The 26,456-nt window shown below is 48.9% G+C and carries 23 protein-coding genes; 12 read left to right on the plus strand and 11 right to left on the minus strand.

Translation table 11 applies throughout. The annotated features are described in order from the left end of the window. Nucleotides 1-55: 55 nt before the first annotated feature. From ACFQNF_RS01195 to ACFQNF_RS01240, 10 genes are all read right to left on the minus strand, one after another. Entirely contained in the window at nt 56-292 is a 237-nt protein-coding gene (locus tag ACFQNF_RS01195) for a hypothetical protein (RefSeq protein WP_380185525.1), read from the minus strand. Nucleotides 293-555: 263 nt separating this feature from the next. Next, nucleotides 556-1,656 carry an ABC transporter ATP-binding protein gene (locus ACFQNF_RS01200; protein WP_380185527.1) on the minus strand — a complete coding sequence of 367 codons (1,101 nt, stop codon included), beginning with the start codon at nt 1,654-1,656 and terminating at the stop codon, nt 556-558. Nucleotides 1,657-1,737: 81 nt separating this feature from the next. Beyond that, nucleotides 1,738-2,577, minus strand: coding sequence for a carbohydrate ABC transporter permease (locus ACFQNF_RS01205; RefSeq protein WP_380185528.1), 840 nt, complete (start codon nt 2,575-2,577; stop codon nt 1,738-1,740). 18 nt (nt 2,578-2,595) lie between these two features. Continuing rightward, on the minus strand, nt 2,596-3,471 hold the full coding sequence (locus tag ACFQNF_RS01210; protein WP_380185529.1) for a carbohydrate ABC transporter permease: 876 nt from the start codon (nt 3,469-3,471) through the stop codon (nt 2,596-2,598). A gap of 94 nt (nt 3,472-3,565) precedes the next feature. Beyond that, entirely contained in the window at nt 3,566-4,807 is a 1,242-nt protein-coding gene (locus ACFQNF_RS01215) for an ABC transporter substrate-binding protein (protein ID WP_380185531.1), read from the minus strand. Nucleotides 4,808-4,985: 178 nt separating this feature from the next. After that, a complete protein-coding gene (locus ACFQNF_RS01220; RefSeq protein WP_380185533.1) occupies nt 4,986-6,248 on the minus strand; it encodes an ABC transporter substrate-binding protein in 1,263 nt (420 codons plus the stop codon). Between the two features lie 489 nt (nt 6,249-6,737). Continuing rightward, nucleotides 6,738-7,478, minus strand: coding sequence for a GntR family transcriptional regulator (locus tag ACFQNF_RS01225; RefSeq protein ID WP_046350745.1), 741 nt, complete (start codon nt 7,476-7,478; stop codon nt 6,738-6,740). A gap of 21 nt (nt 7,479-7,499) precedes the next feature. Beyond that, nucleotides 7,500-8,378 (minus strand): glucosamine kinase nucleotide-binding domain-containing protein, encoded by an 879-nt coding sequence (locus tag ACFQNF_RS01230; RefSeq protein WP_380185536.1) that lies wholly within the window; start codon nt 8,376-8,378, stop codon nt 7,500-7,502. Between the two features lie 350 nt (nt 8,379-8,728). Next, the gene (locus tag ACFQNF_RS01235; RefSeq protein ID WP_380185538.1) at nt 8,729-9,412 is read right to left on the minus strand and encodes a phosphoadenylyl-sulfate reductase; all 684 of its coding nucleotides are present in this window, start codon (nt 9,410-9,412) and stop codon (nt 8,729-8,731) included. Between the two features lie 15 nt (nt 9,413-9,427). Continuing rightward, entirely contained in the window at nt 9,428-10,204 is a 777-nt protein-coding gene (locus ACFQNF_RS01240) for a sulfite exporter TauE/SafE family protein (protein ID WP_380185539.1), read from the minus strand. A gap of 120 nt (nt 10,205-10,324) precedes the next feature. Here ACFQNF_RS01240 and cysB point away from each other — a divergent pair, with 120 nt between their 5' ends. The 9 genes from cysB to ACFQNF_RS01285 all read left to right on the plus strand — a co-directional run bounded on the left by cysB (nt 10,325) and on the right by ACFQNF_RS01285 (nt 20,203). Next, on the plus strand, nt 10,325-11,260 hold the full coding sequence (cysB, locus tag ACFQNF_RS01245) for an HTH-type transcriptional regulator CysB (protein WP_046350741.1): 936 nt from the start codon (nt 10,325-10,327) through the stop codon (nt 11,258-11,260). 85 nt (nt 11,261-11,345) lie between these two features. After that, complete coding sequence (locus ACFQNF_RS01250; protein ID WP_380185541.1) at nt 11,346-12,164, plus strand: hypothetical protein; 819 nt, start codon at nt 11,346-11,348, stop codon at nt 12,162-12,164. 89 nt (nt 12,165-12,253) lie between these two features. Continuing rightward, on the plus strand, nt 12,254-12,799 hold the full coding sequence (locus ACFQNF_RS01255; protein ID WP_046350739.1) for a GbsR/MarR family transcriptional regulator: 546 nt from the start codon (nt 12,254-12,256) through the stop codon (nt 12,797-12,799). 159 nt (nt 12,800-12,958) lie between these two features. Further along, nucleotides 12,959-13,348: a thiol-disulfide oxidoreductase DCC family protein gene (locus tag ACFQNF_RS01260; RefSeq protein ID WP_380185543.1), complete on the plus strand. Its 390-nt coding sequence runs from the start codon at nt 12,959-12,961 to the stop codon at nt 13,346-13,348. A gap of 46 nt (nt 13,349-13,394) precedes the next feature. Beyond that, entirely contained in the window at nt 13,395-14,654 is a 1,260-nt protein-coding gene (locus tag ACFQNF_RS01265) for an SDR family oxidoreductase (protein ID WP_380185545.1), read from the plus strand. Between the two features lie 390 nt (nt 14,655-15,044). Further along, nucleotides 15,045-15,512: a DUF2269 family protein gene (locus ACFQNF_RS01270; RefSeq protein WP_380185547.1), complete on the plus strand. Its 468-nt coding sequence runs from the start codon at nt 15,045-15,047 to the stop codon at nt 15,510-15,512. A 22-nt stretch (nt 15,513-15,534) separates the two neighbouring features. Next, on the plus strand, nt 15,535-16,977 hold the full coding sequence (locus ACFQNF_RS01275) for a TIGR01777 family oxidoreductase (RefSeq protein WP_380185548.1): 1,443 nt from the start codon (nt 15,535-15,537) through the stop codon (nt 16,975-16,977). Then, on the plus strand, nt 16,977-17,504 hold the full coding sequence (locus ACFQNF_RS01280; RefSeq protein WP_380185550.1) for a DUF4166 domain-containing protein: 528 nt from the start codon (nt 16,977-16,979) through the stop codon (nt 17,502-17,504). Before ACFQNF_RS01275 ends, ACFQNF_RS01280 begins: the two co-directional genes overlap by 1 nt. Nucleotides 17,505-17,755: 251 nt before the next feature. Next, on the plus strand, nt 17,756-20,203 hold the full coding sequence (locus tag ACFQNF_RS01285) for a PEP-utilizing enzyme (RefSeq protein WP_380185552.1): 2,448 nt from the start codon (nt 17,756-17,758) through the stop codon (nt 20,201-20,203). A gap of 93 nt (nt 20,204-20,296) precedes the next feature. On the opposite strand, the gene ACFQNF_RS01290 is transcribed toward ACFQNF_RS01285, so the two are convergent. After that, nucleotides 20,297-21,148: a penicillin-binding transpeptidase domain-containing protein gene (locus ACFQNF_RS01290; RefSeq protein ID WP_380185554.1), complete on the minus strand. Its 852-nt coding sequence runs from the start codon at nt 21,146-21,148 to the stop codon at nt 20,297-20,299. Between the two features lie 389 nt (nt 21,149-21,537). Here ACFQNF_RS01290 and ACFQNF_RS01295 point away from each other — a divergent pair, with 389 nt between their 5' ends. The 3 genes from ACFQNF_RS01295 to ACFQNF_RS01305 all read left to right on the plus strand — a co-directional run bounded on the left by ACFQNF_RS01295 (nt 21,538) and on the right by ACFQNF_RS01305 (nt 26,348). Further along, nucleotides 21,538-23,112 (plus strand): hypothetical protein, encoded by a 1,575-nt coding sequence (locus tag ACFQNF_RS01295; protein ID WP_380185556.1) that lies wholly within the window; start codon nt 21,538-21,540, stop codon nt 23,110-23,112. Nucleotides 23,113-23,427: 315 nt separating this feature from the next. After that, nucleotides 23,428-25,596, plus strand: a complete 2,169-nt coding sequence (locus ACFQNF_RS01300; RefSeq protein WP_380185557.1) for a glycoside hydrolase — start codon at nt 23,428-23,430, stop codon at nt 25,594-25,596. A gap of 200 nt (nt 25,597-25,796) precedes the next feature. Next, nucleotides 25,797-26,348, plus strand: a complete 552-nt coding sequence (locus tag ACFQNF_RS01305; RefSeq protein WP_380185559.1) for a cysteine hydrolase family protein — start codon at nt 25,797-25,799, stop codon at nt 26,346-26,348. The last annotated feature ends 108 nt before the right edge of the window (nt 26,349-26,456 follow it).

Raw genomic sequence — 26,456 nt, forward strand, 5'->3', positions numbered from 1 at the left:
AAGCAGCTTAAATTAATTCATTCATATCAAATGTAAAATCTGACCCTCTGAGTTTTTAATCTTCGATAACCTTGTTACCACATTTTTCACAGATACGATGACGAGAAAATTCATCCATTGATGCGATAAATGCACCCAGAAACCAACTCTTTATGGCGCCATGTAAAAACTCTTTAAATTTACTGTGTTGCTCACCTTTAAATGGATTCGTTTTCCTAACCAAAACAACGACATGGTTCGTATCAACACCACAAACAGAACAATGACGGATTTCGGAGATATGTTGCATCATTTTTTCTCAATTGAATGTTAACAAAATATAAACGCCCTGAAATGGCAAAAAAATCACCACCTTTGGCGTATAAAAATGCACTCTTTGAAACGCCTTAGCTGGCTTAGCATGAATTATTCCATAACGTAATACTACTCCAAATTGAACAAAGACTTACACCATATCTCTACTGCAAATAAGAAAAATAAAGTTAAATCCAATTACTTCAGCGCAAAAAGCCCGGCAATTACTTGCCGGGCTTTTTGCGTATCCAATTTAAAGGATTAAACGCGCTTTAATGCAAGACCTTGAGCATCAAACAACAGGCAATTCTTTTCCGGGAATACCACATGAATTGAATCACCAAATTTAATCACATCGGTTTCTGCTGCAATTTTCATACACAGAATTTCACTGATGCCTTTCACCTGGATATACGCCAATACGATATCCCCCAAGTGCTCAACTAGATCAACACGGGCAGGTACAGAGTTCACTGCATCGGCGCTCGCCAATTGCATATGTTCTGGGCGAATGCCAATAGTGACTTTGTCCCCTACTTTGCAAGAAGAAGCATCTACTGCAGCACGGATCTGAATGCCATCTGGCAAGCGAACGTGGGCAGAGCCGTTTTCAATGGCTACCAAGTCGGCTTCCAGCAAGTTCATTTTAGGCGAGCCTAAGAAGCCTGCTACAAAGAGGTTCGATGGGTTTTCGTACATTTCTAGCGGCGAGCCAACCTGCTGAATCACACCCGCGTTAAACACCACGATACGATCAGCCAGTGTCATCGCTTCTACCTGATCGTGTGTTACATAGATCATGGTGGTTTTAAGCTCTTGGTGCAGCTTGGATAGCTCAACGCGCATTTGCAGGCGCAGGGAAGCATCTAGGTTAGACAAAGGCTCGTCAAACAAGAAAACCTTTGGATTACGCACAATCGAGCGGCCAATGGCCACACGCTGACGCTGGCCGCCAGACAAGGCTTTTGGCTTGCGATCTAATAAATGGGTCATTTGCAAGACTTCGGCAGCGCCTTTTACACGCTGATCGATTTCTGCTTTAGATGTACCGGCCAGCTTCAGTGCAAATGCCATATTGTCGTACACGCTCATATGCGGGTAGAGGGCGTAAGACTGAAACACCATGGCAATACCGCGTTTAGATGCGTGCAAATCATTGGCAACCACATTGCCAATTCTGAGCTCACCTTCGGTGATGTCTTCCAGGCCTGCAATCATGCGTAGCAAGGTAGATTTACCACAGCCTGAAGGGCCAACGAAAACTACAAACTCGCCATCTTTGATTTCTAGATCCACACCCTTAATCACACAAACATCTTTGGTGTAGTTTTTCTTAATTTTACTTAGCGTAACCGAAGCCATATCTCGATTCCTTGCAAACTTATCTAAATGGGGTAGCAAATACCCGCCGAAAATACCCCAAGGGGGCAACAGGCCTATCGATTACTTCACCGCGCCATCCATGCCGCCGATAAAGAAACGCTGGGTAAAGGCAAAGAAGATCAATACGGGAATAACAGTCATCACAATCGCCGCCATCACCATGCTGTATGAGGTTGCAAATGGCCCGGTCAGGTCATTAAACACCCCTACTGCCAGCGGCAATTTATCGCGTGTTGAAATCACAATTGAAGGCCAAAGGTAATCATTCCAGGCATTCACCAGCGAGAAAATCCCCAGTGCCGCAATGGATGGGCCAGATACCGGCACCATCACACGCCATAGAATTTGCATCTCGGTTGCGCCATCAACCCGTGCAGCATCGACCAAATCTTGTGGCACAGCTTCAAACGCCTGCTTCATCAGGAAGATACCAAAGGCAGCAGCAAAGTTAGGCACAATCACGCCCAGATGCGTATCCAGCAGCCCCAAGTGCTTCAGGGTAATAAAGTTAGGAATAATGGCCACTTCAGAGGGCAACATCATTGTGGCAAGAATCGCCACGAAAATAAAATTACGCCCCGGAAAACGCAAACGCGCCAATGGGTAGCCTGCCAAAATAGAAATAAACACCACGCCAATAATGCTTTCAATGGTAATCAGCGTTGAGTTTTTCATGTAAACCATAAATGGCATTTCATCAAATACACGCTTAAACCACATCAAGCTCAGATCTGTAGGCCAGAAAGAGCGAGGGAAAAGCCAGGTATTTGACGGATCAGCCGATAAGGCTACCGACAATGCCCATAAAAAAGGGAAGGTAGTGAAAATCGCAAAGACGACCAGACCCGCATACTGCCCGGTCATCGTCAAAGCGGTTTGTAGTTGTTTACCCATAGCCATGATTTCTTAATCCTCGTGTTATTTCTTTTCGCCCAGGAAGCGAAATTGAATGGCCGCAAGAATCATGCAGAAGAAGGTTACAACAAGACCAGCCGCCGCAGCACGACCGAAGTTGTAATTGCGAAATGCCTGATCGTAAACGTAGAACAGGGAGGTATACGTATCAGCTTGGCCCTTGGTTAAGATAATCACTTCCTGGAAAGTCTTTAAGGCGGCAATGGTCGACATCAGCGTACAGAGCAGGATCGTCGGCTTAACCATCGGCACAGTGATTTTCCAGAAACGCTGGAATACATTGGCACCATCTAAAATAGCGGCTTCTTCAACTTCTTTTGGAATCGCTTGCAGGCCAGCAAGGTATAAAACCATAAACCAGCCAATCCCTTTCCAGAAGGTAAACAGCATCACACCATAAAGGGCGATATCAGGATTACCCAGCCAATCAACTTGGCCTTCAGATCCCTGAGGGATCACATGAATCATTTGCAAAAACCACGTCAGAATACCGTCGTATTTATATACGTTAATCCAGACTACACCGGCAATAGAAACAGCGGTAATCACGGGGATATAAAACGCGGCACGAAAGAATGTCATCCCTGGCAATTTGTTATTCACCAGTTTTGCAACTAACAGTGCTGCAACCTGAATCACCGGCACAATCAAAAGATAAAGTAATGAATTTTTGAGGGCTTGGCGAAAAAGTTCTTCTTCATAAATATATTTAAAATGCGCAAAGTTATTCCAGGTAGCAACACCATCTGAAATACTGTAGTCATTAAACGCTAAATACGCGTTATAACCTACAGGCCAAAAGGTAAATATACCCATCAGAATAAGGGCAGGCGCCAAAAATAAATAGGCAATGCCTGTATAGCTGCTGGAGTTTTTCACGGCGCTACTCGACTGTAATGATAATATTCGGGAAAAAACGGAATTACCAATTAGGTAACTCCGTTCATTAGAACATAAAACGGCTAATTATTTTTTACTTCTTTAGCTTTTCGTTCCATGCTGCTGCTGCTGTATTCAATGCATCTTTTACAGATTTACGACCTTCAACTGCGCTTTGAATTTCTTCTTGCAGTTTCTTAATCATCACTGTTTCGTCTGGCAATGTACCTGGAGTTAATGTCAGGGTACGTGCATTGTCCATCGATTTAGCCGCTACAGCGCGAGCGCGGTCCACTACGTCTGCGCTCTTAGCACCAGACTGGAAGTATGGATCCAGATTGGCTTTCTTAGTCGAAGGCATGGTTGATTCAGTTGTTTTAGAGAACGCAAGTTGTTGTTCGTCGTTCGTCAGAAAAACACCCAGCTTGGCTGCAGCTGCAGGATCTTTTGTGCCCTTAGGAATTACAAAATCCATCATCCATGAGCCTAGGTTCAGCTTACCTGCATCTAATGGGAATGGCGCAACTTCAGTCTTGTCGTAGATGGCTTTAGCATCAGCTTCAGTGCGTTTCAGACTTTGAGCAGCGGTCGTCATCATCGCAATCTTGCCGCTGTTATAGGCAGCGATTTCTTGCTCAAATGCCATTTTGAATACATCTTTAGGCATAACACCGGCTTTGTACAGATCAGCAAAAGTCTGAACAAAAGCAATGTGCTTAGGCGAGTTAAATACAGCCTTGCCATCAGTTACAACTGGCAAGCCAGCGTAATAGAAGAAGCCAACCATATCGCTCATTTTAGGAGCGAAAGCAGCCTGGCCTGTTTTTGCTTTAATTTGCTTACCCATTGCTACAAATTCAGCAAAAGTCTTAGGCGCTGCTTTAATACCGGCTTTAGCAAAGATGTCTTTGTTATAAGCAATGATTTGTGTGGAGTTGTACCAAGGGAAGGCATACATCTGACCTTTCACTTGTACATCTTTCACTGCATTAGTCGAATAAGCGGCTTTAGCAGCACCCAAGTATTGATCGATAGGCAAGATGAGGCCTTGCGCAGCAAACTCATGCACCCAAGGCACATTAAAGTTAACCAGTGCAGGTGGATTGCCAGCAGCAATCGAAGCAGTCAGCTTAGGCTGAATCTGATCCCAGTTCATATCAACCCATTTAGCCTTCATGCCTGGATTAGCTTCATTGAACTTAGCTGTTGATTGTTCAAAATAGCTACTGAACTTTTGCAGATTCATTGTCCAGAATTCTAATTCTGTATCAGCAGCTTGTGCGTTAACGCCAGCAAACAACGCGGCACCAACGATTAACATTTTTTTCAGCTTCATCTTGTCTTTCCTCTTGGGTTTTTCGACAAATATTATATGGATTTAAATCCACACTTTTATATTACCGCATTAACTAAATTGCTATTCCAATCCAGCTTGCGGTTTTTTTATTCTTCCGGGTAATCCTATCAGAGATTACTCGGAAGAATTTGATTCAAAACAGAATAAAATTAAATCATTATTTCTTTGCAGCAGTAAATTTCTCATTCCAGAATTTAGCTGCGTCATCCAATGCGGCTTTCACTGGTTTACGGCCAGTAATTGCTTCTTGAATGGCTTCATTTAATTTCTTATTCATTGCTACATCATCAGGCAAGCCCGTTACAGTCAGCGTGCGTGAAGCCTTAATATGTGTTGCAGCCACTGCCGTGCCTTTCTCTACCGGGTCTGCTGATTTAGCACCGGCCTGGAAAAAAGCATCGTCCAGCGATTTATTAGTCGAAGGGAAAGTAGAAGACGCTTTAGCAAAGGCCAGCTGCGCATCATCATTGGTCAGGAATTTACCCAATTTAACTGCGGCATCTACATTCTTAAAGCCTGTTGGTACCGACCACATAAACAAGAAACCACCTAGAGGTGTTTTGCCGCCAGCAATCGGGAAGCCCGCTACGCCAGTGCCTTCATAAACCTTTGGTGCATCTGTTTTGGTCCGCTTGATGGCGTGTGCGCCATCGGTAAACATGGCTAGTTTTTGTGCGCCATAAGCTGCAATGCGCTCTTCAAATTGCATTTTAAAAACATCTTTCGGAAAAGCACCCGCAGCATATGCGGTTTTAAATTGCTCAATATATTTCACATGCGCCGGGCTATTAAATACAGCCTTATTATCTTTTACAACGTCTAAACCTTCGTACAAGAACCAACCGGAAGTATCTTCATCCAGCTTAGGTGCAAAACCGCTCACACCTGTTTTTGCTTTAATTTGAGTGGCTACTTTCAATAAATCGCCAAATGTTTTTGGCTCTTCTTTAATGCCCGCTTTAGCAAATAAATCTTTGTTATAAAACAGCACGCCTGTCACTTGGTACCAAGGCATGCCGTAAATTTGCTTATCGCCCACATAGGTTGCATCTTGCATCGCACCAGCGGTGTAAACATTCTTAAAGCCAGCAACTTGCTTAGTAATCGGCTGAATCATTTTTGACTGTGCAAATTGATCCATCCAAGGCTTAGGCAAGTTCACAAGGCCTGGCACATTGCCGCTGGCTACCGCAGTAATCACTTTTTGCTGGAAAGCATCCCAACCCACATCAACCCACACCGCTTCTACTTCGCTTTGCGAAGCATTGAACTTGGTGGTGAGCTCTTTCATGGTGGCATCGTACTTTGGCGAAAGGCTGTTAGACCAATATTCCACCTTTACTTTTTCTGCAGCTAAAGCACTCATGGTTGTTGCAGAAAAAACTGCAGCAGATACGGCCAAAATGAATTTCAATTTCATTACTGCATCTCCAAAGTAGATCGTTTCGCTAGCTCAAAAAGCGGGCGCGGTAACCATCGTTAAAAATGACGCTATGCGTCAATTTCATCCCTAAAAAAGCCAATACCATTTGAAAGTACGCCTCTTGAAAGAGGCCAATCCTTTTGGCCTACGCCCTCTCTGCATTTGCCCACCTGATCGCTAAAGTGGTATCAACGAGTGCATGAGCAAATCACTCAAAAGTGGCTTTAAACAAGGATTTTGCGAAGTTTATCATCTATAAATCGCTTCAAACTGGACTTAGCGTTTTTACTTACGCGGACTCAGATTACAACAAATTAACAAGATGGTGAATAGCCAAAGCAAAGGGTAGATGACATAAGGAGCAGACAGACGGGGGATAGGGGAAATGGCCCACAAAAACAAAATGTAGGCAACAACAAACAATTTATAATTTCGACTACAAAAAAAAGTAAGCATTGTGAAAATTTACCAATATTTAACAACAACTTACTTATTAAGCTCCACTACAAAATCGTAGTAATCATTGCGAAAATACGAATGAGTGAGCTCAATTGCCGTGCCGTTTTCCAAATATCCAACTCGCGTTAAATGCAGCATAGCGTCCCCTGGAGCCACATCAACTAAATCAGAAATGGCTTGAGTGGCATTGATTGCGGCAATGTTTTGTATCGCACGTACAACAGACAAGCGAGCATTACGCATATATTCATACAAGGAATCGCCCACTGCATTGGGATCGGGCACAAAGGTAAATGGCAGAGTGGTTTCTTCTAATGCCATCACCACATCATTAGCCATTCGCACGCGTTGTAAGCGGCTGACACGGCTGCTTGATGCCAGATTTAACTTAAGCTGCTCTTCTGCATTAGGCAGCACCACTTCACGCTTTAACCAGCGCGAACCGGGTGTAAAGCCGCGTTGCTTGAGCATTTCAGACAAATTAGTCAGCTTATTCAGCGGCTGCTCTAATTTAGGGGTGATATAAGTGCCCGCTCCGTGCCGCCTCACAATCAAGCCGTCAGCCAGCAGAATATCCAGCGCTTTTCTTGCTGTAACCCGTGAAACCCCAAGGATTTCGCACAAATTGCGCTCTGAGGGCAAAGGCTCATCAGCCAGCCAAAAGCCGGCATGAATCGCAGCGGCCAGCTTATGACCCAGCTGTAAATAAAGAGGCGTAGCGCTATCTGCATCAGGCCGTAGTACGAGTAGTTTTTGTTGCGGCAGCATTATCGCCTCTTATTAGTTAGATCAAACCACAGTTTGGTAAATCAAAATTAAAGCACCTGCACACGAATCTTTTTGCGGGCGCACCGTGCTGGCTAAAAAAGCAGCGGGAATAAACGGGCGTAATGCTTCAGATAAACCGCCACCACAAATGGCTAGCGGCAGATCAGGGCTGTACTGACGTAAAGCACGGCCAATCTGCTCGATTTCCCCACCTGCTTCTTGTAAAAAGGCACGAGCATACTCATCACTCGCTCCAAACTCCACCACTACGGGCGATAAAGAAGCACACTCGCCCTGCTTCATCTGCCCCATCCAGCTAAATACTTCAGCCTTGGTCTGGCCGGTAATGGTGAGCAATTTACGGCCAAAATCCGTCACCGGGCGACGGCCATCTATCATGCGTTGTACATGATTAATCGCTTTAAGACCCAAAAATGCACCGCTGCCTTCATCTGAAGTTGGAAACCCCCAGCCGCCCACTTCAAGCCGCTGACCATCAGGCAACCATGCCTCACCAATCGAGCCAGTACCAATAGCAATAATCCCGCCATGCTGGCCATTCGTTGCGCCCAGCAAAGTAGAAAAGCCGTCTGTTTCTACCACGATTCTGGCAAAGCCCGGATTCTTTTGCTTAAATTCTTCAGCCCAAATGGGGTTATGCACACCCGACATACCCAAACCCAATGCACACTTCGCAAAATCCGGCTCAGCAATACCCAGCTTGGCAAAGCCTGCTTTAATGGCCTGCGTAATATGCAGCCAAGCTTTATCCACGCCCTGCCCCAGCGCGGATGCGGCCCCGTCACTACGAACCATTTCTATGCCATCCAAGCCTGCAATACAAATACGCGTCCCTGTGCCGCCACCATCTACACCGATTAAATATTGAATCTTGCTCATCTGGAGTCTCTTCATCTTGTTATGGTTTAATTTTAATACCAATGAAAACAATCTGGTAATACCAATTCAACATCCATAAACGGTGAAATCCGCTTAATTTTTACAGAAAACACGCAAAACAACGCTCTGCATGCCGTACCAATCTAGACAGAGCACTAAACCATGTCAATGGCTTAAGCACGGTTTACTCTCGCTTTATACTGCTAAGCTTGTCATTTTTTAAATGAATCAATGCCTTATGGGCGCTATATGGCAATGTGAGTGAATAACAACGCACCATTGCCAGCGTACAGAGCCTTTGCAGCAAAAACAGTAGCCAAAAAAAATGCCCGCTGATGCGGACATTTAATTTATTTTTTTACATGCAAACCACATTCTTTATTTTCCGGGTCTTCCCACCACCAGCGCCCTGCCCGCACATCCTCGCCCATAGAAATAGCGCGCGTACAGGGCTCACAGCCAATCGATGGGTAATGCTGATCATGCAAGGCGTTATACGGCACATTATTGTCACGCAAATACGCCCAGACTTCTTTTTCTGTCCACTCGATCAGCGGATTAAATTTTTCTAAGCCATTCCCACTATCAAATTCCTGATTACCCAAATCAGTGCGCGTAGGCGATTGCTCACGGCGTAAACCAGTGACCCATGCTTTTTTACCTGCCAAAGCACGCTTTAAAGGCTCCATTTTACGAATCTGGCAACAGGCTTTACGCAGCTCAATTGATTCATAAAAGGCGTTAATACCGTGTTGGTTTACAAAACTTTCAGTGGCGCTTGTTTGCGGAAAAAACACCTGAATCGGGTGGCTTGGGTATTGCTCTGCAGATTTTTGCATTAAGGCATAGGTTTGGGTGGGCAAGCGGCCTGTATCCAGACTAAAAATCTGAACCCCTACCTGATGCTTAGCGATTAAATCGGTGATCACCATATCTTCTGCACCCAATGAATTAGCAAATACGGCAGGGCTATATTCATCGGCGATTTTGTGCAGCAATGCAATCGTCTCGGTTAGTTTCTCTTCAAAGCTCATCTCTTGCTCCTTCACTCAAAATACCAGCTTACCGCCAATCATCAGCAACATCATCGCCAGACAGGGGCGCAGTACTGATTCCGGAATCCGGCCAGTTAAATGGCTACCAAAGTAAATGCCCGGTAAAGAGCCTATTAATAAATACATCAGCAGATGCCAATCAATATTGCCAAGACCCGCATGACCCAGCCCAGCCACGAGGGTAAGCGGAACGGCGTGGGCAATCTCTGTACCCACCAGACGCGAAGTTGAAATCAAGGGGTAAAGCAGAAATAAAGCCACCGTACCTAAAGCCCCTGCACCAATCGATGTGAGCGTCACAATCACGCCCAGAAACAAACCGACCAGCACGGTCACAGCATTAAGCTTACGAGGCGGTAAATGAAACCACGATGAGGCGTGGCGATGCCCCCATTTTAAGAGCTGAGGCTTAAAAATAATGGCAACCGCAGTTAAAAGTAGTGCTACGCCCAAGCCCTGTTTAATCAGTGAATTAACTACGCTTAAATCAGAATGCAGATTACGCAACACGAGCAAGGTAAGCAGCGCTGCGGGCACGCTGCCTGCGGCCAGCCAGCCAGTAATCTTCCAATCAATATTTTTCTTTTTATGATGAACAAAAATACCGCTGCCCTTGGTAATAGCGGCGTAGAGCAAATCCGTGCCTACCGCCGTGGCCGGGCTAATCCCGAACCAGAGCAAAATGGGCGTCATTAATGAGCCGCCCCCTACTCCTGTCATGCCGACGATAAAGCCCACCAACAGCCCAGCGACGATATATCCGAATTCCATGATGTCGCCCAATATCTAAATAGTTCGCCAGCATAGCAACTCGTTTTATAATTCCATAGACGAATATGTTAAGATTTTATACGAATGGGTTATTAGATAATTTTTGCGAAAGGATTTGCCATGAAGTTGCAACAGCTGCGCTATCTAGTGGAAGTGGCTAAACAAGGCCTGAATGTCTCTGAAGCCGCCGAGAAACTCCACACCTCTCAACCTGGCATTTCCAAGCAAATCCGCCTATTAGAAGACGAGCTGGGTGTGCAAATTTTCATCCGCAACGGCAAGCGTGTTGTGGATGTAACCGCACCGGGCAAAGAAATCTTGCGTATTTCTGAGCGCATGCTGATGCAGGCACAAAACTTAAAACGCATCGGTGAAGACTTTGTGAATGTGGAAGGCGGCAGCCTCACCATCGCCACCACGCACACTCAGGCACGCTATGCCCTGCCCGCTACCATTCATAATTTTATGCTGCGCTACCCCAAGGTACGCTTATCCATTAAGCAAGGCAGCCCAACCCAGATCAGTGAAATGGTCGTAGAAGGCGCGGCCGATATCGCGATTGCCACCGAAGGGATCGATCATTACTCCGAGCTGGCGATGCTTGATTGCTACAACTGGAACCGCAGCATTGTGGTGCCTGTGGGCCATCCGCTCACCCAGCTTGATCGCCCAATTACCCTAGAAGATGTGGCGGCTTGGCCGCTAATTACTTACGATTTTGCCTTTGCAGGGCGCAATAAAATCAATCAGGCTTTTGAATCGCGTGGCCTCACTCCCAATGTAGTGTTGACCGCCATTGATTCAGACGTCATCAAAACCTATGTAGCTCTTGAGCTGGGTATCGGCATTCTGGCCACCATGGCATTTGAAGCAGATCGTGATCAGCAGCTTGTTGCCATCGACGCCTCACACTTATTTAATGAATCCACCACCCGCATCGGGATTCGTAAAGACGCCTATTTACGCGGCTATGCCTACGACTTTATCGAACTATTCGCCCCACATCTCAGCCGCAAAGTAGTCCAAGCTGCCTTGATGTGTGATAGCGAAGAGTAATTGATATAGGGCGGGTAAACCCCGCCCTATAAACAGCATTTTTAATAAAGCCCGTCTCTTATTCGCTAGCCCATCGTCTCCTCTCATGCAGCCATTCAGCTCCCCCGAAAAATACGCACTGTTAAGCGCGCTCTCTGATCTGGAATCTGGCTCGGTGCGGCAATGGTTTTTTCTGGAGCTGGCCGCACTAGAGACCAAAGGGCAACGCTCTAAACGTGCCCGGTGCTGGATTTTTTTATTGCCAAAGCTCGGGCCTGCACTACTTGCCCCACTCCTTATCAAGCGTGGCATACAAGGTGCGGCGCTTTACCTGCCTGCGGCCCGGCACCGGTTTGATCTCATCCGTCAAAGCTTAAATGATGCGCTGCTACTAGCCATTAGCCTGCTCGCTCTGCTGGCAGGCTTTGATCGCCTCACAGCCTCTTTGCAATTTGCGCTCTGGCTGCTGGCCATCTGTGGCGCAGCCTGGCAAATCTGGCGCACTCGCAGCACACTGGCTGTTAACACTGCCGATAACACCCTGCCCGGTGCAGAAGCCAGCCTTGGCCTTTACGGCATTTTAATAGCAAAAGAAATCGACCCGCCTCTTGCCCAGCGCCTCATTAAGGACTTGCGCCAGGACATCAGCAGCCATTTGGCCGCACTACAAAACCAGCTACCGGAGCTGGCCCCTGCCACGGGCACACCTTATGCACAGGCATTTAAAGCCATCAGCTGGTTTATCCCCCTGCTGCCCTCTGCATGGCTACTGGGCTTTATGCCCGCTGCTTGGGGATGGATCATTTGCTGCCTGCTGCTGATCGCCCTGTCCTACCTCATCAATCGTCAATGGCAAACCCCGGCCCTGCTCGCACTCAGCGGCCTTTGCGTTTATGCACTAGCCAAACTGGCGCATTGGTTATAAGCAGCTAATCCACATTCTTCTACATTTCACTTGCATTCCATCTCCATTCGGCGTCTAATTTCTCTCAATACAGAAATAAAGGAAACAGCATGAAGCTCAGTCCAACTATGGAGAAATACATCGTTCACTGGGGCGAGATGGGGACAAAATGGGGCGTAAACCGCAGCGTAGCCCAAATTCATGCTCTGCTGTTTCTGGTAAACAAACCGCTGAATGCGGAAGAAATTGTTGAAACACTCGGGGTGGCCAGATCCAATGTCAGCAATAGCCTGAAAGAATTGCAAAGCTGGGGGCTGATTAAAGTGCAGCAGGAAATGGGCGATCGGCGAGATCATTTTGTCGCCCTGCAAGATGTGTGGGAAATCTTCCGTGTGATCACCGAAGAGCGCAAAAAGCGCGAGCTGGATCCCACGCTAATCGTGCTGCGCCAATGTGCCATTGAAGCCGAAACCGACACCGAAATCGAAGCCGCCACCCGGGTCAAAATGGATCAGGTGCTGGAATTTTTAGAAGTACTGCTACATGGATACGACGACTTTAAAAACCTGCCACCCAGCGTATTGATCAAGCTATTAAAAATGGGCGGAAAAATAGGCCAGCTGGCGGCAATGTTTGGTAAAGATGAAGAAAAGTGATGGGCTTGCAGATCAATCAAAGCGCCCTCTTTTAAGAAGCAAAATGTAGGGGGGGGTACAGTACCCACGCAGCTAGCCGGAGTACGCGTGGGCATAAGAACTTGCCCATCCTACAACACCCTACAAGCAACATATCATCAATGAATAAGGAGCAGCACCATGCCACGCTACGAGTTATTTTATGATCACGCCTGCCCAATGTGCCGCTTTGAAATGCTTAGGCTTAAGCAACGCGATATCCATCAGTGCTTTACCCTGATTGATATCAGCGCTGCTAATTTTGATGCCAGTAGTGCAGCGGCCAGCTTGCTAGAAATGCAAACTTTATTGCATATCCGCCGGGATGACGGTCAGATTTTAGTCGGCATCGATGCCATTGCCGCGCTCTATCAAGCCATAGGCCGCGATTGGTGGATAGGGCCTTTAAAATGGCAGGCAACACGCGGCATATCTGCCTGGATTTACTCACGCATCGCCCGCCATCGTTACCGTATCAGCGTTTGGCTAGGTTTTACTGCGAAGTGCGATAGCAAATCTTGCCGGATTTAAACATTTACCCATTTATTTCTCTTGTTACAGAAATAAAGGAAATACAATGAACATCTTACTACTCGGCAATGGGCTTATTGGCAGCCACTTGAGAGATGCGCTACTGATGAGGGGGCATCAAGTGCGCTTACTCAGCCGCCATGCAAAGGCTCATCCTGAATGCGAAGTGATACAGGGTGATTTTGCGGCGCTGCAAAACGCGGCAGACTGGCTACCGCTCTTAGATGACATCGATATCGTGATCAATACGGTGGGGGTTTTTGCTGAGTCGGCGGGGCAATCTTTTACGGCCTTGCATCTTGCAGCACCACAGGCGCTGTTTGCCGCCTGTGAGGCCAGCAAGGTCAAAAAAGTGATTCATCTATCCGCACTAGGTGCCGCAGCGGATTCGCCGACGGCCTACTGGCGCAGCAAAGGGTTAGGGGATGCGGCTTTGATGCAATCAAAACTGAACTGGAGCATCGTTCGCCCCTCGCTGATTTATGCACCGGATGGGCTTAGCAGCCGCGCTTTTTGCAGCTTAGCCAGCCTGCCCCTGCTGCCCGATTTACAAGGCGTAAGGGACGTACAGCCGGTGCATCTACATGATGTATTAGCGCTACTGATCAAGCTGATCGAGCAGCCCATAGCGCAACAGCAAATCATCAATGCCGTTGGCCCACAAGCCATGCCGCTCACAACTTGGTGGCAGCAGCTCAGGCAAGGCATGGGGTTGGGCCGCGCGATCACGCTGCCTGTTGCTGCATGCTTACAGAATATTGCGGCTAAATCGGCTTTGTTACCCCTGTTTCAGCCCGATAGCCTGACGATGCTGCGGGCCGGTAATTGCAGCGATGCCGCCCCTTTTTCGGCGATCTTAGGCCGTGCCCCGCAAGCCGCCGCGCCGGTAAACGGCATAGCACGGGATGCCTTGCTCGGCTGGCTGCTACCGCTGCTTAAATTATCCATGGCCCTAGTTTGGCTTGGCACAGCGGCAGTCTGCTTATGGGCCTGGCCACGGGCAGATAGCTACCAGCTGCTTGCTGGAGTGGGCATTCCTGAGGTATGGCAGCCGCTGCTTTTTTACGGCTCAGTGGCGATGGATAGCTTGTTTGGGCTGCTGTGCTTGCTGGATTTGCTGGGCGTACAAACACGCAGCTGGCGCTTGCAATGGCTGATGGTATTGGCTTACAGCATCATTATCGCCATCAAGCTGCCCCAGTTTTTATGGCACCCCTTTGGCCCACTGCTTAAAAACATCCCCATCATGGCGCTGCTGCTGATGCTGGATCTGCTTTCAGTCAGTGAGCAAAAACCCAAGTCTTGAACCACGGAGGCCCCAGAGAACACGGAGTTTCACGGAGAAAACCAAGGGTTTAGGATTTGGCTCTGATTAATTTCCCTGAATGCAACGAATAGGGTAGTAGGGCGCACTCGAAGCGAAGCGCAGTGCGCCATGAACAGGGCGGATTTTAAAACTGATTTTTCGCATCCTGTGGCGTACTGCGCTTCGCTGAGCGACTACACACTGTCGCACAGCGAAGCTTCGAGTACGCCCTACAAGTAAGGGTTGGCTTAATTCGGAGAGTTCTTTCGAGCCAAAACCTTAATCCAAAATACCCCATGCCTTGGCTGCATCAGTCAATGCCTTTTTCTAATTAATTTTACAAGTATTCTTAGTCAATTCTTACAAAAAATCTTAATAAGGCAAAGCAAAATGGACTACTACCTGGCTTTCAAACTGCTACATATTTTGTCCGCCACGCTGATGTTTGGCACGGGCCTTGGCACGGCGTTTTATATGTTTGTGACTAATCGCAGTGGCAATGTGCAAGCCATTGCCGTGGTTTCCCGCTGGGTAGTGCGGGCGGATTGGTTATTTACCACGCCTGCCGTGATTTTCCAGCCCATCTCAGGATTGCTGATGGCGCAGTGGCTGGGCTATCCGCTGACCGCAAACTGGCTATGGATTTCGATGGCGCTTTACGCCCTCACCGGCGCTTGCTGGCTGCCGGTGGTATGGATTCAACTCAAAATGCGCGATATGGCGCAAATCGCCGCCAAAGAAAATACCGAGCTGCCCGCAAGCTACTGGCGCTATGAGCGGATCTGGACAGCGCTTGGTTTCCCCGCCTTTATCAGCCTGATCGTGGTGTATTGGCTAATGGTAAATAAACCTTTTTGATCGCGGCTTATAGGGGTAAATCATGCAAATCATTCTGTATTTATTGGTACTGCAAGGGCTAATGGGCGCTTTTGACACGATTTACCATCACGAGCTCACCGTTGCCCTGCCCCACAAAAAAGCAGCTCAGCGCGAGCTACGCCTGCACGCCATTCGCTCCAGCCTATACGCGGTGGTGTTTGCCGGGCTGGCTTGGTTTGAATGGCGCGGCCTGTGGCTGTGGGGCTTATCTGCGCTGATTCTGATCGAAATAGTACTCACGCTCTGCGATTTTGTGGAAGAAGACAAAAACCGCCTGCTGCCTGCCACCGAGCGCGTCACCCACACCATTCTGGCCATGAACGGCGGCGCACTCTTTGGGCATTGGGCCATCAGCGTAGCCCCACTCTGGGCCAGCCAGAGCACAAGCTTACATTTAGTCAATTACGGTCTGTGGAGCTGGGTATTAAGCCTGTTTGCACTCGGCGTGGGTTTGTCAGGGATTCGGGATGGATTCGCCAGCTTAAAACTTTATAAAGAGGCCAAAATCATGACAAGCAACCCCTTTCTTAGTCTGCCGCAGCAACGCATTTTAATCACAGGTGGTACTGGATTCATTGGCGGAGCGCTTTGCGAGCAACTACTCGCCGCCGGACATAGCCTCTGCCTGCTTAGCCGCAATCCACAAGCCACCAACATCCGGTTTCAAAGCAAAGTACGCGCTTTTTCCAGCTGGGAGGATCTTTCTTCCAAAGAAGAATTTGATGTGATCATCAATTTAGCCGGTAGCCCAGTCGCCGGCCCACGCTGGAGCGATGAGCGCAAAAAAGTATTACTGGTTAGCCGGATTGGCACAACAGAAGGCTTGCTCGGCTGGCTAACAAGGGCCAATCACAAGCCCAAGGTATTAATTAATGGCTCGGCCATTGGTTATTACGGCTGCCGTGGCGATGAGCCGCTCGATGAAAGCGCCAGCACGCAAAACGAATTTATGTCGCAGCTTTGCAGCGAATGGGAAGCCGCAGCATGCAAAGCAGAAGCCTTTGGTCTACGGGTTGTTCGCTTGCGCCTTGGCCTTGTATTTGGCCCCGGCGGTGCACTACCCAAGCTGCTGCTGCCCTTTTATTTGGGCCTTGGTGGGCGTATGGGCGATGGGCTACAAGTTGTAAGCTGGATACACAGAGACGATGTTTTAGCCGTGATTGCACAGGCTATCGGCGATACGCAATTTAGCGGCGCTTACAACCTCAGCGCGCCCGAAGCGGTAAGCCAGGCGCAATTTGCCCAAACAGCCGCACGCCTCTTGCACCGCCCCAGCTTTTTTACTACCCCAGCCTGGCTGATTAACACACTCGCCGGAGAAATGGGTGCGCTCTTTACCAAAGGCCAGCGGGTAATTCCCAAACGCTTACTTGATGCGGGCTATCGCTTTAAATACCCTGATCTACAGAGTGCATTACAAGCCCAGATCAAGGGAGGCCACTGATGCCACTCCTTTATCAGCAAGTGCTCGGCAAAGACTTTGCCCTACTTAACCCCCTGCTACAAACCCTTCATGGAGCTGAGCAGCTGCCTTGGCAGGGGCAGGCCGATGTAAAGTGGGGCAAGCCAAGATTTATCCGCAGCCTGCTTTACCTTGCGATGCGCTTAGGTATTTTGCCAGCCGAAGGGCAGAATGTGCCCTGCCAAGTTAAAATCCAGCAAGATGCAAAAGGTGAAATCTGGCAACGCCGCTTTGCACACAGCCCCATGCAATCCCGCCAGCGCTGGCGTAATGGCGAGCTTTGGGAGCAAATGGGCCCCTTGGCGCTGCAATTGCATAGCCAAGTCAGCGAAGGCCAGCTACTGCAAAGCAGCCAAACAGCCCGCTACTTCGGCCTGCCACTACCCTTGCAAGTTAAAGCCAAAGAATGGGCCATAGCCGAGGTAATGCATTTTGACGTTGAAATTGGCTTTAAAAAAGGCGGCATGATTTTGCATTACACCGGAGCGTTAAGACAGGAAAAAAATTAAGCCGCTAACTTACCACTCTCTTGGCCTTTTTATGCACTTGTTCCCCCCTTTGAAAAAGGGGGGCTAGGGGGGATTTGCAGTTGATGTTGGGCTTAAAATAAGCAAAAAACTCAAGACAAATCCCCCTCAATCCCCCTTTTTCTAAGGGGGAAGCAAAACCAATACCTTAAGTGAACGGCATTACTCTGTGGCCTCTGTGTTTCAAAATCTGGGCTTTGCTCTGCAACTTCAGTTATCCAACAAAGAACACCATGAAAAAACTCTACCTACTGGCCGGCAATGGCAGTGCAAGCGACTGGTGGGACGATGTCTTGCCGCATTTCACGCAATATCAGCCAGCCCCCATTGAGCTGCCCGGCTTTGGCAATAATCGCGATCCACTCCCCGATTCCTTACACGGCTTGTCGCTGGCACTGGAACAACAGCTGGAGCCGGGACACGCCATTTTGGCGACGGGGATCAATGCCCTGCCGGTATTGCATTTGCTAGTACGACGCCCCGGCTTTTTTTCACGCGTGGTTTTACTCTCCCCGGTGGGCGTTTTGCTCTGGAAGCGCCGCTTGCCACGGCTGATGGCCCTGCCCGGCTTATTAACGCTGGTGCAAACCCTGCTATCCCATGCTCCCAAGCTATTTTCAGGGCAATTTTCTGCCGCAGGCTTTACGCCAGATTACGCAAGAATTGCCAATGGCTATTACCGCTGCCGCTCTTTCAAGCCTTATTTTCGCTGGGTGCAGCCCGATTCTGCCCTCACCCTCTTTGATCAAATCACCGATCGCATCGAGCTGATCTGGGGAGAGGCAGACAAAATAGTCAGCCCCGCTCACGCCGCCGCATGGGAAGCCGTGCTCTGCCGCGCCGAGCTATCCGTCACCCTTCAGGCCGGCTGGGGGCATTATCCTTTTTGGCAGCATCCGGCCGACTTTGCTCAGTGGCTAGAGGCTGGCCCCGCTGGCTTTGCCGCGCATACCAAGGCTGGGCGTTTGCTGCTGGCCAGCCACGCCGCTTTGCCGGTGCCCGCGCTGATCAGCATTGAAAGCAGTGATGACCCACGCCTTGCGCCCTTTTTGCAGCGAGGCGCACCGCACGGCTGGGCAGTGCGCTCATCCGGGGATGATGAAGACGGTATTGATGCCGCCAATGCCGGCCGCCACCAAACCTTTTTGCGCGTCGCCTCCGCCGATGTAGCCCCGCGCAGCGCGGATATTTTTGCCAGCGGGGTGCGATGCGTTGCGGTGCAGCGCATGATTCACCCCACCTTATCCGGCGTCGCCTTTGTACGCCCGCTTTCAGCCCAAATCGAATGGGTAGAGGGCCACTTAGAGGGATTAGTTGATGGCACCGCTCATCCATCGCAGCTGCAACTCTCCCGCATGGGCGGCGGCTGGGGCGCACAGCCTAAGCCCATTAAGCTTAGCCCTGATGCCAGTAGCCCCAGCCAAACCCAGCTATGGGATTTTCTGCAAGCTATCGTTGCGGCGTTTCATCAAGCCCATCTGGATATCGAATGGGCTTGGGATGGTGAGCAGTTCTGGATGCTGCAAGCACGGCCAGTGACCGTCTACCCTTGGCAGCGCTGGCTGACTTCAGCCAATATCGACGAGATTCTGCCAGAATCCCCCAGCCGCTGGATGGAAATGGCCCAGCGTGGCGCAGCCAGTAGCATTCCCCATATCTATGCCCACTGGGATACGCGGGTGCTGGACGATAATGAGAAATTTAGCGCGCTCTACCAAGATGCCAGCTATATCAATAGCGACCTGTTTTTGGCTCGCATGTTCGACTGGGGGATGAATGGCGCGCAATACGCACATGAAGTGGGCGGCAGTACGCCCGCCATGCCGATACGCCCCCTGCGTTGGCTGATCTCTTTACCTGTATTTATCCGCATGCTGTTTGCCAGCAGGCAAGCCATTAATCAACTTGATAAAGGCCTAGCACAGTGGCAGGCCGAGCTGCACACGCTTTGCGAAAATCCACAAAGCGATCAAGCCGAGCAACTGGCCCGCTGGTGGCTGCGCTTTTATTGTTGGCTGGTGCAGCAAAATCTTTGTATTGCTGCAGCACTGGCCAGCAGCGGCGGCAATTTCTTAGGCCGCCCAGCAACCGTCTACCAAGCCCTTACAGCCAGCACACACCGCCTGCCTTGGGAAACAGACCCCGCCACACCACGCCCACAAGGCATGTCCCCCGCTTTGCAAACTTTAGAGCGCTGGCCTGCCGCTATCCGCATCGCGCATCGCCTTGGCCTGCCCGGCATGCGCGGCTACTACAGCCAGGTGCGCGAGCATTTTCGCGATCAGTTGATGCGCTTGTTTTTTCAAATGCACCACGCGATGCCAGCAGAGCAAGCTACCTACTGGTTCAGCCCCGTAGAGAGCCCCAGAAGCCGGCGCGGCAGCTTCTGGCAAACCGGCTCGGCCGAGCTGGGCCAAAGCACAACACTGCTCATTTACCCCGGTAAAGTCAGCGGCATACTGGGCAGCGATATTTTGCTGGTCGATACGCTAGACCCCGGCCAGCACGCCCATTACCGCCAAGCCAGCGCCATCATCGCGCGCTCCGGCGGCATCTTATCGCACGGCTCCACCCTGCTACGCGAACTAAAAATCCCCTCCGCCATCCTGCCGGATATTCCCTCGGAGTGGCTGGGGAAAAGGGTGTGTTTGAATAATGGGCAGCTTAGTTTAATTGAGTAATTTATGGATACAATCATCAGAGCATGCAATGGTTATTGCTCGCTCTGATGATTGAGCTTACTTCAAACAATTCGCCCATTTATTAAAATATATTCATTTAGTAGAAAAATAACTATTTAATAATTTAAGCGAGATTTCTTTAGCAATAGGGCCGCCTGCTTTATTTTCGCTCGCTTTAGGCTGGGTTTTATCCGTGATATTACTCACAAACAAATATTCTTTACCGGCATTTTCAACCATGCCAATATACCAGCCGTCACGCATTTTTCCGTTATTCTGGCCATTATCACTTCTATTTTTCCAGCCGCTACCCGTTTTTCCGTAATAATCTGCGCCTTGGTCTAATTTTCCGGCATAAATAATTTTCTTTGTTTCTTCCATCGCCTCATGGCTAATAGGCAAAGTGCCATTTGCAAATCTTTGCAATAAGCTCATTTGCTCTTGCGCTGATATTTTTAAACTACTACTCAGCCAAGCATGCGTTAAGCCATTATTTTTTCCTTTATCGCCTGAAAAATTTTGATTACCATAATTAAATTGAGCAAGGTATTGCTTTATTTTATCCATGCCCAGCTCGGGTAAAATTTGCTGCGAAACCCACACCACTGAGTATTTTTCCCAGCTGGCTGGCGTTTGATCTTGGCTCCAGCCGGGTAAATCATAGGGCTGGCCATCCCATTTAAATACTGTATTTTTATTTATTACCCCCGAATCAAAAGCCATTAAGGCAAGGGGAACTTTAAATGTAGAATTAGGTGGGATGCGCTGAGCACAACGATTATCTGGATTATATTCAGCTACCATTTTCTTACTGCTATTATCGTAAAGCATAAAACAGCCATTATAGCCACTAAAGGCTTTTTTATAATCAGGCTGAAACGCTTGGGCAGGTTGAATTAAAGAAAACATCACCCCTGCCAAGAGCAAACTATTTTTTAATAACATATTGAATTCCTTATTGATAAATGTGCTTATTAATCGTGATGAGCATAGTAATCAATGTGGCATCCTTTGGTAAATATGCTATTTTGTAACCTATGTAACCTGGCAATAAATTAATCAATATAGAATAATTGTATTTTTACTGTGATATTGTATTAACACTAAAAGCAGAATTTACACACTCTGCATGCAGGATGTTAAATCCCAAGTCTATCCACTTAGCCAGAAGCCATAATTAGACCGCACAATAACAAACATTGAATCATCGTAGGGCGGGTGCAACCCGCGTACTTTTCAACATTGCTCGCGGCTTGCACCCGCCCTACGAAATATTTCGCTTAAGTTGATAGGATTGGCATCGAATCCCCCCCCCGTTAAATTGCTTTATTTAAATGACTGATACAACCGTGACTCATTCCCTAACACCCACCGTAATTGAACTATCGACACCTTACCTAGTAAAGGGAATCCCGATACGCTATCAATCGCTGTGGTTGTTGGTGCGCATGGCGTACGCCCAGCAAGTAGAACAACGCCCCTTAACTGCCGCCGCTATCCGGGCCAACTTCCCGAAAGCGCAAGCCATCCGAATGCTAATTTCGCGTGCGTTTGCTGAATTTTCGCGCATGCAGATCACGGTAGGCTGGGGCCATGATCTGCAGGCAGATACCTTGCTATTAAACCCTGCACAGCGTAGCCGCGGGCCATTCTGGCTAACGATAGCAAGCTTAGAATGCTTAGAATTTACCCAGCAGGGTGTAAAACTTGCACCTGTCACACTGGCATCTTTTCTAGGCTTACCCGCCTCTGCACTACCAAGAATGGGGATGATAGGAGAGCGTAAAGGGGCGGATTATGTGATGCAGGATATGCGCTTTTGGCAGCATCTTACCCAAGGCATGCGTGAAGGTCATGATGGCTTTGCCCGGCCGGCCAGATCCCGTGATAGCGAGCCATTTTTCCTTGCACAACAATGTGCCCACGATGATTTTCAACAGGCGCTGGCCTTGATGAAAGCCAGTCTGGCATGGCGACGAAGCGATTTAGTATCAGAGAGCAAACAGGCCCTAAGCCGCTTTGAACATATTATTGCAGTGGGGCAATTAGCCAGTGCCCGGCCCACCTTTGCAGCAATGGCGCAAATTGTGCACGCATGGGATCGCTATACCCATAGTGATATTGAAGCGGCACGGGTGTTGCTATTGCAGCTGGAAGCATCGACCACGCTCGGCCCCGTGGTGCGCTACAACCCGCGTGTGCGTTTTGAGTACCTTAATTTAAGTGCCTTGCTGTACAAATATGATGCAATGAGCGAAGGCAGAGCACTGCGACAAGAATCCGCCGATGCGGCCTTGCAAGCGCTCAGCTACGCATTAGAAGCCGCCTGCGAGGCTGATTCTATCGACGCCGTGCAGCATGTAGCCGCAAATATCGGCTGGTGCTTATGGCTGTTTCGCCAGCTCAATCTGCTTGATCAGCCTCTGGCAGCAGTACAAACCCAAGCGATGCGCTGGCTTGGGCTATCAGAATGGATTTGTGATCGTTTTGGCGTGGGCAGCGCCTCGGCCTGGAATACCATTTTTATCTTGCGTATTGCACGCGGCAATTGTCCGCCTGAAGGAGCGGCCTCCTTAGAAGTATTTCGTTTACAGCAGCCTCTGCCCTTAGCAGCAGCGGCTGCAGCTTTACAACCTTTCTCTGCCCCTTTTTCGCCCAGCAAGGGCTTTAGCAATTGGTTCTCCTGGGCTCAATTTAGCTTAGAAGAATACGATAGTGGCCGCGTCAACTTCCCGCCTTTGCAGTTGGCCAATCTCTTACTGGAAGCCGCATGGTTTTGCGTATTTGAACAAGGGGCCAGCCTTAGCGCGTATCAAATTGTCGAGCGATTACGCGCCTTGCTGCTTGAATTACGCCCTAGCGAGCGAATATTTTTTCGCGATGCTTTAGCGAGTGTGCCCTTGCCGTAATACGCACGTTTAACAATAAATCAGCGATCATATTGATTTGTCTTACAAGCAATTTATTTAAAATATTTTATTTACCATGCGATGATGATAATTAATTTTAAAAAGATGAAAAATCATATTCCCCTTTATAGGCAAAACACCTTAATAAAAAAGAGAATATCCATCTTATGAATAAAACCAACATTCAATTACGTTTTATTAAAAATAAAAATGTAAATAGAATTTTCTATTTATTTCCATAGTAAATTAACACATTGCCAATTGAGCTTATATTTCTACAATGGGGTACAGTCAACCAAAGCAAACAGATTCCCTATGCGCACTTCCATTATTGCCCTGCTTGCGCTCAGCCCCCTCGCCCAAGCGCTTACCTTAGAAAACCACGATTGGAAAATTGATATCAACCCAGCCACGCTGGCCACCACAGCCAAGCTAGCCAACGGGGTGCTGCTGCCGCTTTCATTGTCTAATCAAGCCGCCGCAGTAAGCCAACTTAAACAAGATCTATCACAAGCCAGCTGGCAATGGGGCGATGGCGTAAAAATCGATGCCACCTTAAAAGGATCGGTGCTGGCACTCAAGTTTAGCCGCAGTAGCAGCGGCCAAATCAGCTGGCCCATCATCCCATCGGGCGCTAAAGGCCTGCTGCTACCACTATCTGAAGGCAGCTATATTCCTAGCCAAGATGCCGCATGGCGTAAGGCTTTAAGCGATGAATATGCAGGCATCAATACCACGGAAGGCCTTAGCTTGCCAGTGCTGGGGCTGGATTATGGCAAGCAGGTGGTCTCGGTTTTATTTGCTAATCCATTTAATAATGAGCTGAATTTCCAGCCCGACGCCAAGGGCATTGCGATTAAGGCCAGCCATGATTTCACTAAGCTCGATTTTCAACGCCCCTATGAAGTGCAAATCGCCTTAAATAATAGCGACTGGCTTTCCCCCGCCAAACGCTACCGGCAGTGGGCTAAAGACAATGGCAAGTTTGTGCCACTCAAAGACAAGTTAGTCGCAACACCTGATGGTGAAAAACTCATCGGTGCTAGCCATATTTATGTCTGGGGCCAGCGCCAGCTTAACCCGAGCGATGTCAAGGATTGGGCGAGTTTAAACGCGGCGATTCTGGCAGCAACGGAGATCAAGCTTGATGCCGTGGGCCAAAAATTGCTCTTGGCGAAAGAAATTAAACCCAATCGTTACGAGCAGGACGTTTTGCTCAATAGCTTGGATGAAGCGCTTAAAAACCATATTAAAGGCAGGGATGCCGCCGCATTTAAGGCACGTAAAGCATGGCTGGTTCAACACTTGGGCAAGGCGCTAACAGATCCACAAACATGGGGTGAAGGCACATCGAGCAAGATGGTGGCCGCGCTAGAAAAAGCAGGCTTGCCTAGGCTTTGGATCGGCTTGCCGCAATGGGAAACAGGCTTTGCCAACCCAGAAGCCATCGCTGCTGCGCGTAAGGCGGGCTATCTGATTGGCCCCTATGATTCTTACGATACCGCCCTGCCCGATGGCAATAGTAATCCAGACTGGAACTCGGCTCAGCTTGGGCAAGATGCCTTTTTGCGCTGCGGCATTATGCTTAAAAATGGCAAGCGCAAAACCGGCTTTCAGGGTGAAGGGGTGTATGTTAATCAGCAATGCGTTCGCCCTCTACTCGAAAAACGTGTTCCTGCCCTTCAAGCTGCCAGCCCTTATAACAGCTGGTTTCTAGACGTAGCTGCCACCGGCATGATTTTTGACGATTACGATCCAGCCAAGCCCACCTCAGAAGCACAAGACGCCCAAAACCGTGAAGACGGCATGGCGTGGATAGGCAAAAAACTGGGGGTGATTGTAGGCTCAGAAGACGGCCACGCGGTAGCTAATAGCCAGGTCGCCTTTGCCCACGGCATGCAAACACGCGGCTTTGGCTGGGGTGACGCGGACATGCGCAAAAACGCCGCCTCCCCCTTTTATCTGGGCCGCTGGTGGCCAAATAATCAACCCGAAACCTTTTTTAAAATGGTATCGATCAAGCCTGAATACCAAGCGCTATTTTTTAACCCTGCCACTCGCGTGCCGCTGTTTCAGGCTGCGTTTCACGACAGCATCGTCACCACGCATCACTGGACGCTCGATCCGCTCAAGTTTAAGCAAACCCGCGCCAGCACCGAGCTGATGGAGCAGCTTTACAATGTGCCGCCGCTGCTGAACCTTAGCTTGGAAACCAATGCCAAACGCCTGCCTTACCTGAAGCAACTCGACGCCTTTTTCCGCCCCTTGCATCAGCGCTTGGCCTATCAGGCCTTGACGAATTTTAGCTGGAAAAACAATGACGGCAGCGTGCAGGAAACCCAATTTAGCGACGGCACCCGCCTGATCGCCAACTTTGGCAGCACCCCGTTTAAAGAAGGAACACACAGCATTGCAGCGCTCAGTGTATTAGCCATCTTGCCCGATGGTAAAACGCTGACGTTTCAATCGCCGAAATGGCCATAAGGGATAATTAAATCTTCAGGTGAGTGCTTAACTGCCGATTTCAGTGTTTCAAACTGCAAGTCAGCGGATAAGCTTCACCCAAAGTTTATAAAATATATTTGGCGTAATCCGTCCTTATCTTGGCCGATCAGCCCATTACCGCAAGGTATGGGCTGCATTAATCTCTGTCTTATCCCAACACCACAGATAGAGAGAAAACCATGTCAAACACCGCCCTGATCAGCATCGATGTACAGCAATCCTTTTTATCTCGCCCATTTTGGGTAGAAGACGATGTGCCTGCTTTTCAGCAAAACATCAGCCAGCTGATCGAAACCTGCGTGGCAAAAAATGTCCCGATCGTGCGTATTTTTCATGTTTCCAGCGGCCCGTTTGCACTGGAATCAGGTTTAGTCACGCCACTGGACTGGATGCCGCCGCAACATGATGTGGTGTTTCATAAGCATGTACACAATGCTTTTAGCGATACCGGCCTAGATTACTGGCTGCGTAAACGCAAGATCAGTAAACTACTGATTACCGGCATACGCACCGAGCAGTGCTGCGAAACCACGGCAAGGATTGGCAGTGATATCGGCTATGAAATCGACTTTGTAACCGACGCCACCCTCACCTTCGCCATGACTCACCCCACCACAGGCCGTACCCTGAGTGCCCGCGACATTAAAGAAAGAACAGAGACTGTGCTGGCAGGGCGCTTTGCTAATATTGTGAGTACAGCAGATTGTGTAGCGGCTTTGTCAGCAATGTGACGTGTAGCGCGGGTGCTTACCCGCGAGCAATGCTGAAAAGTACGCGGGTTTCATCGCCCTACCACGCTGTTTAAGGAATCATCCCCACATCTGTGCCTACTTAAAGCA

Origin of the sequence: Iodobacter arcticus (assembly GCF_042664895.1) — a bacterium.
In the GTDB taxonomy this organism is placed as follows: domain Bacteria; phylum Pseudomonadota; class Gammaproteobacteria; order Burkholderiales; family Chitinibacteraceae; genus Iodobacter; species Iodobacter arcticus.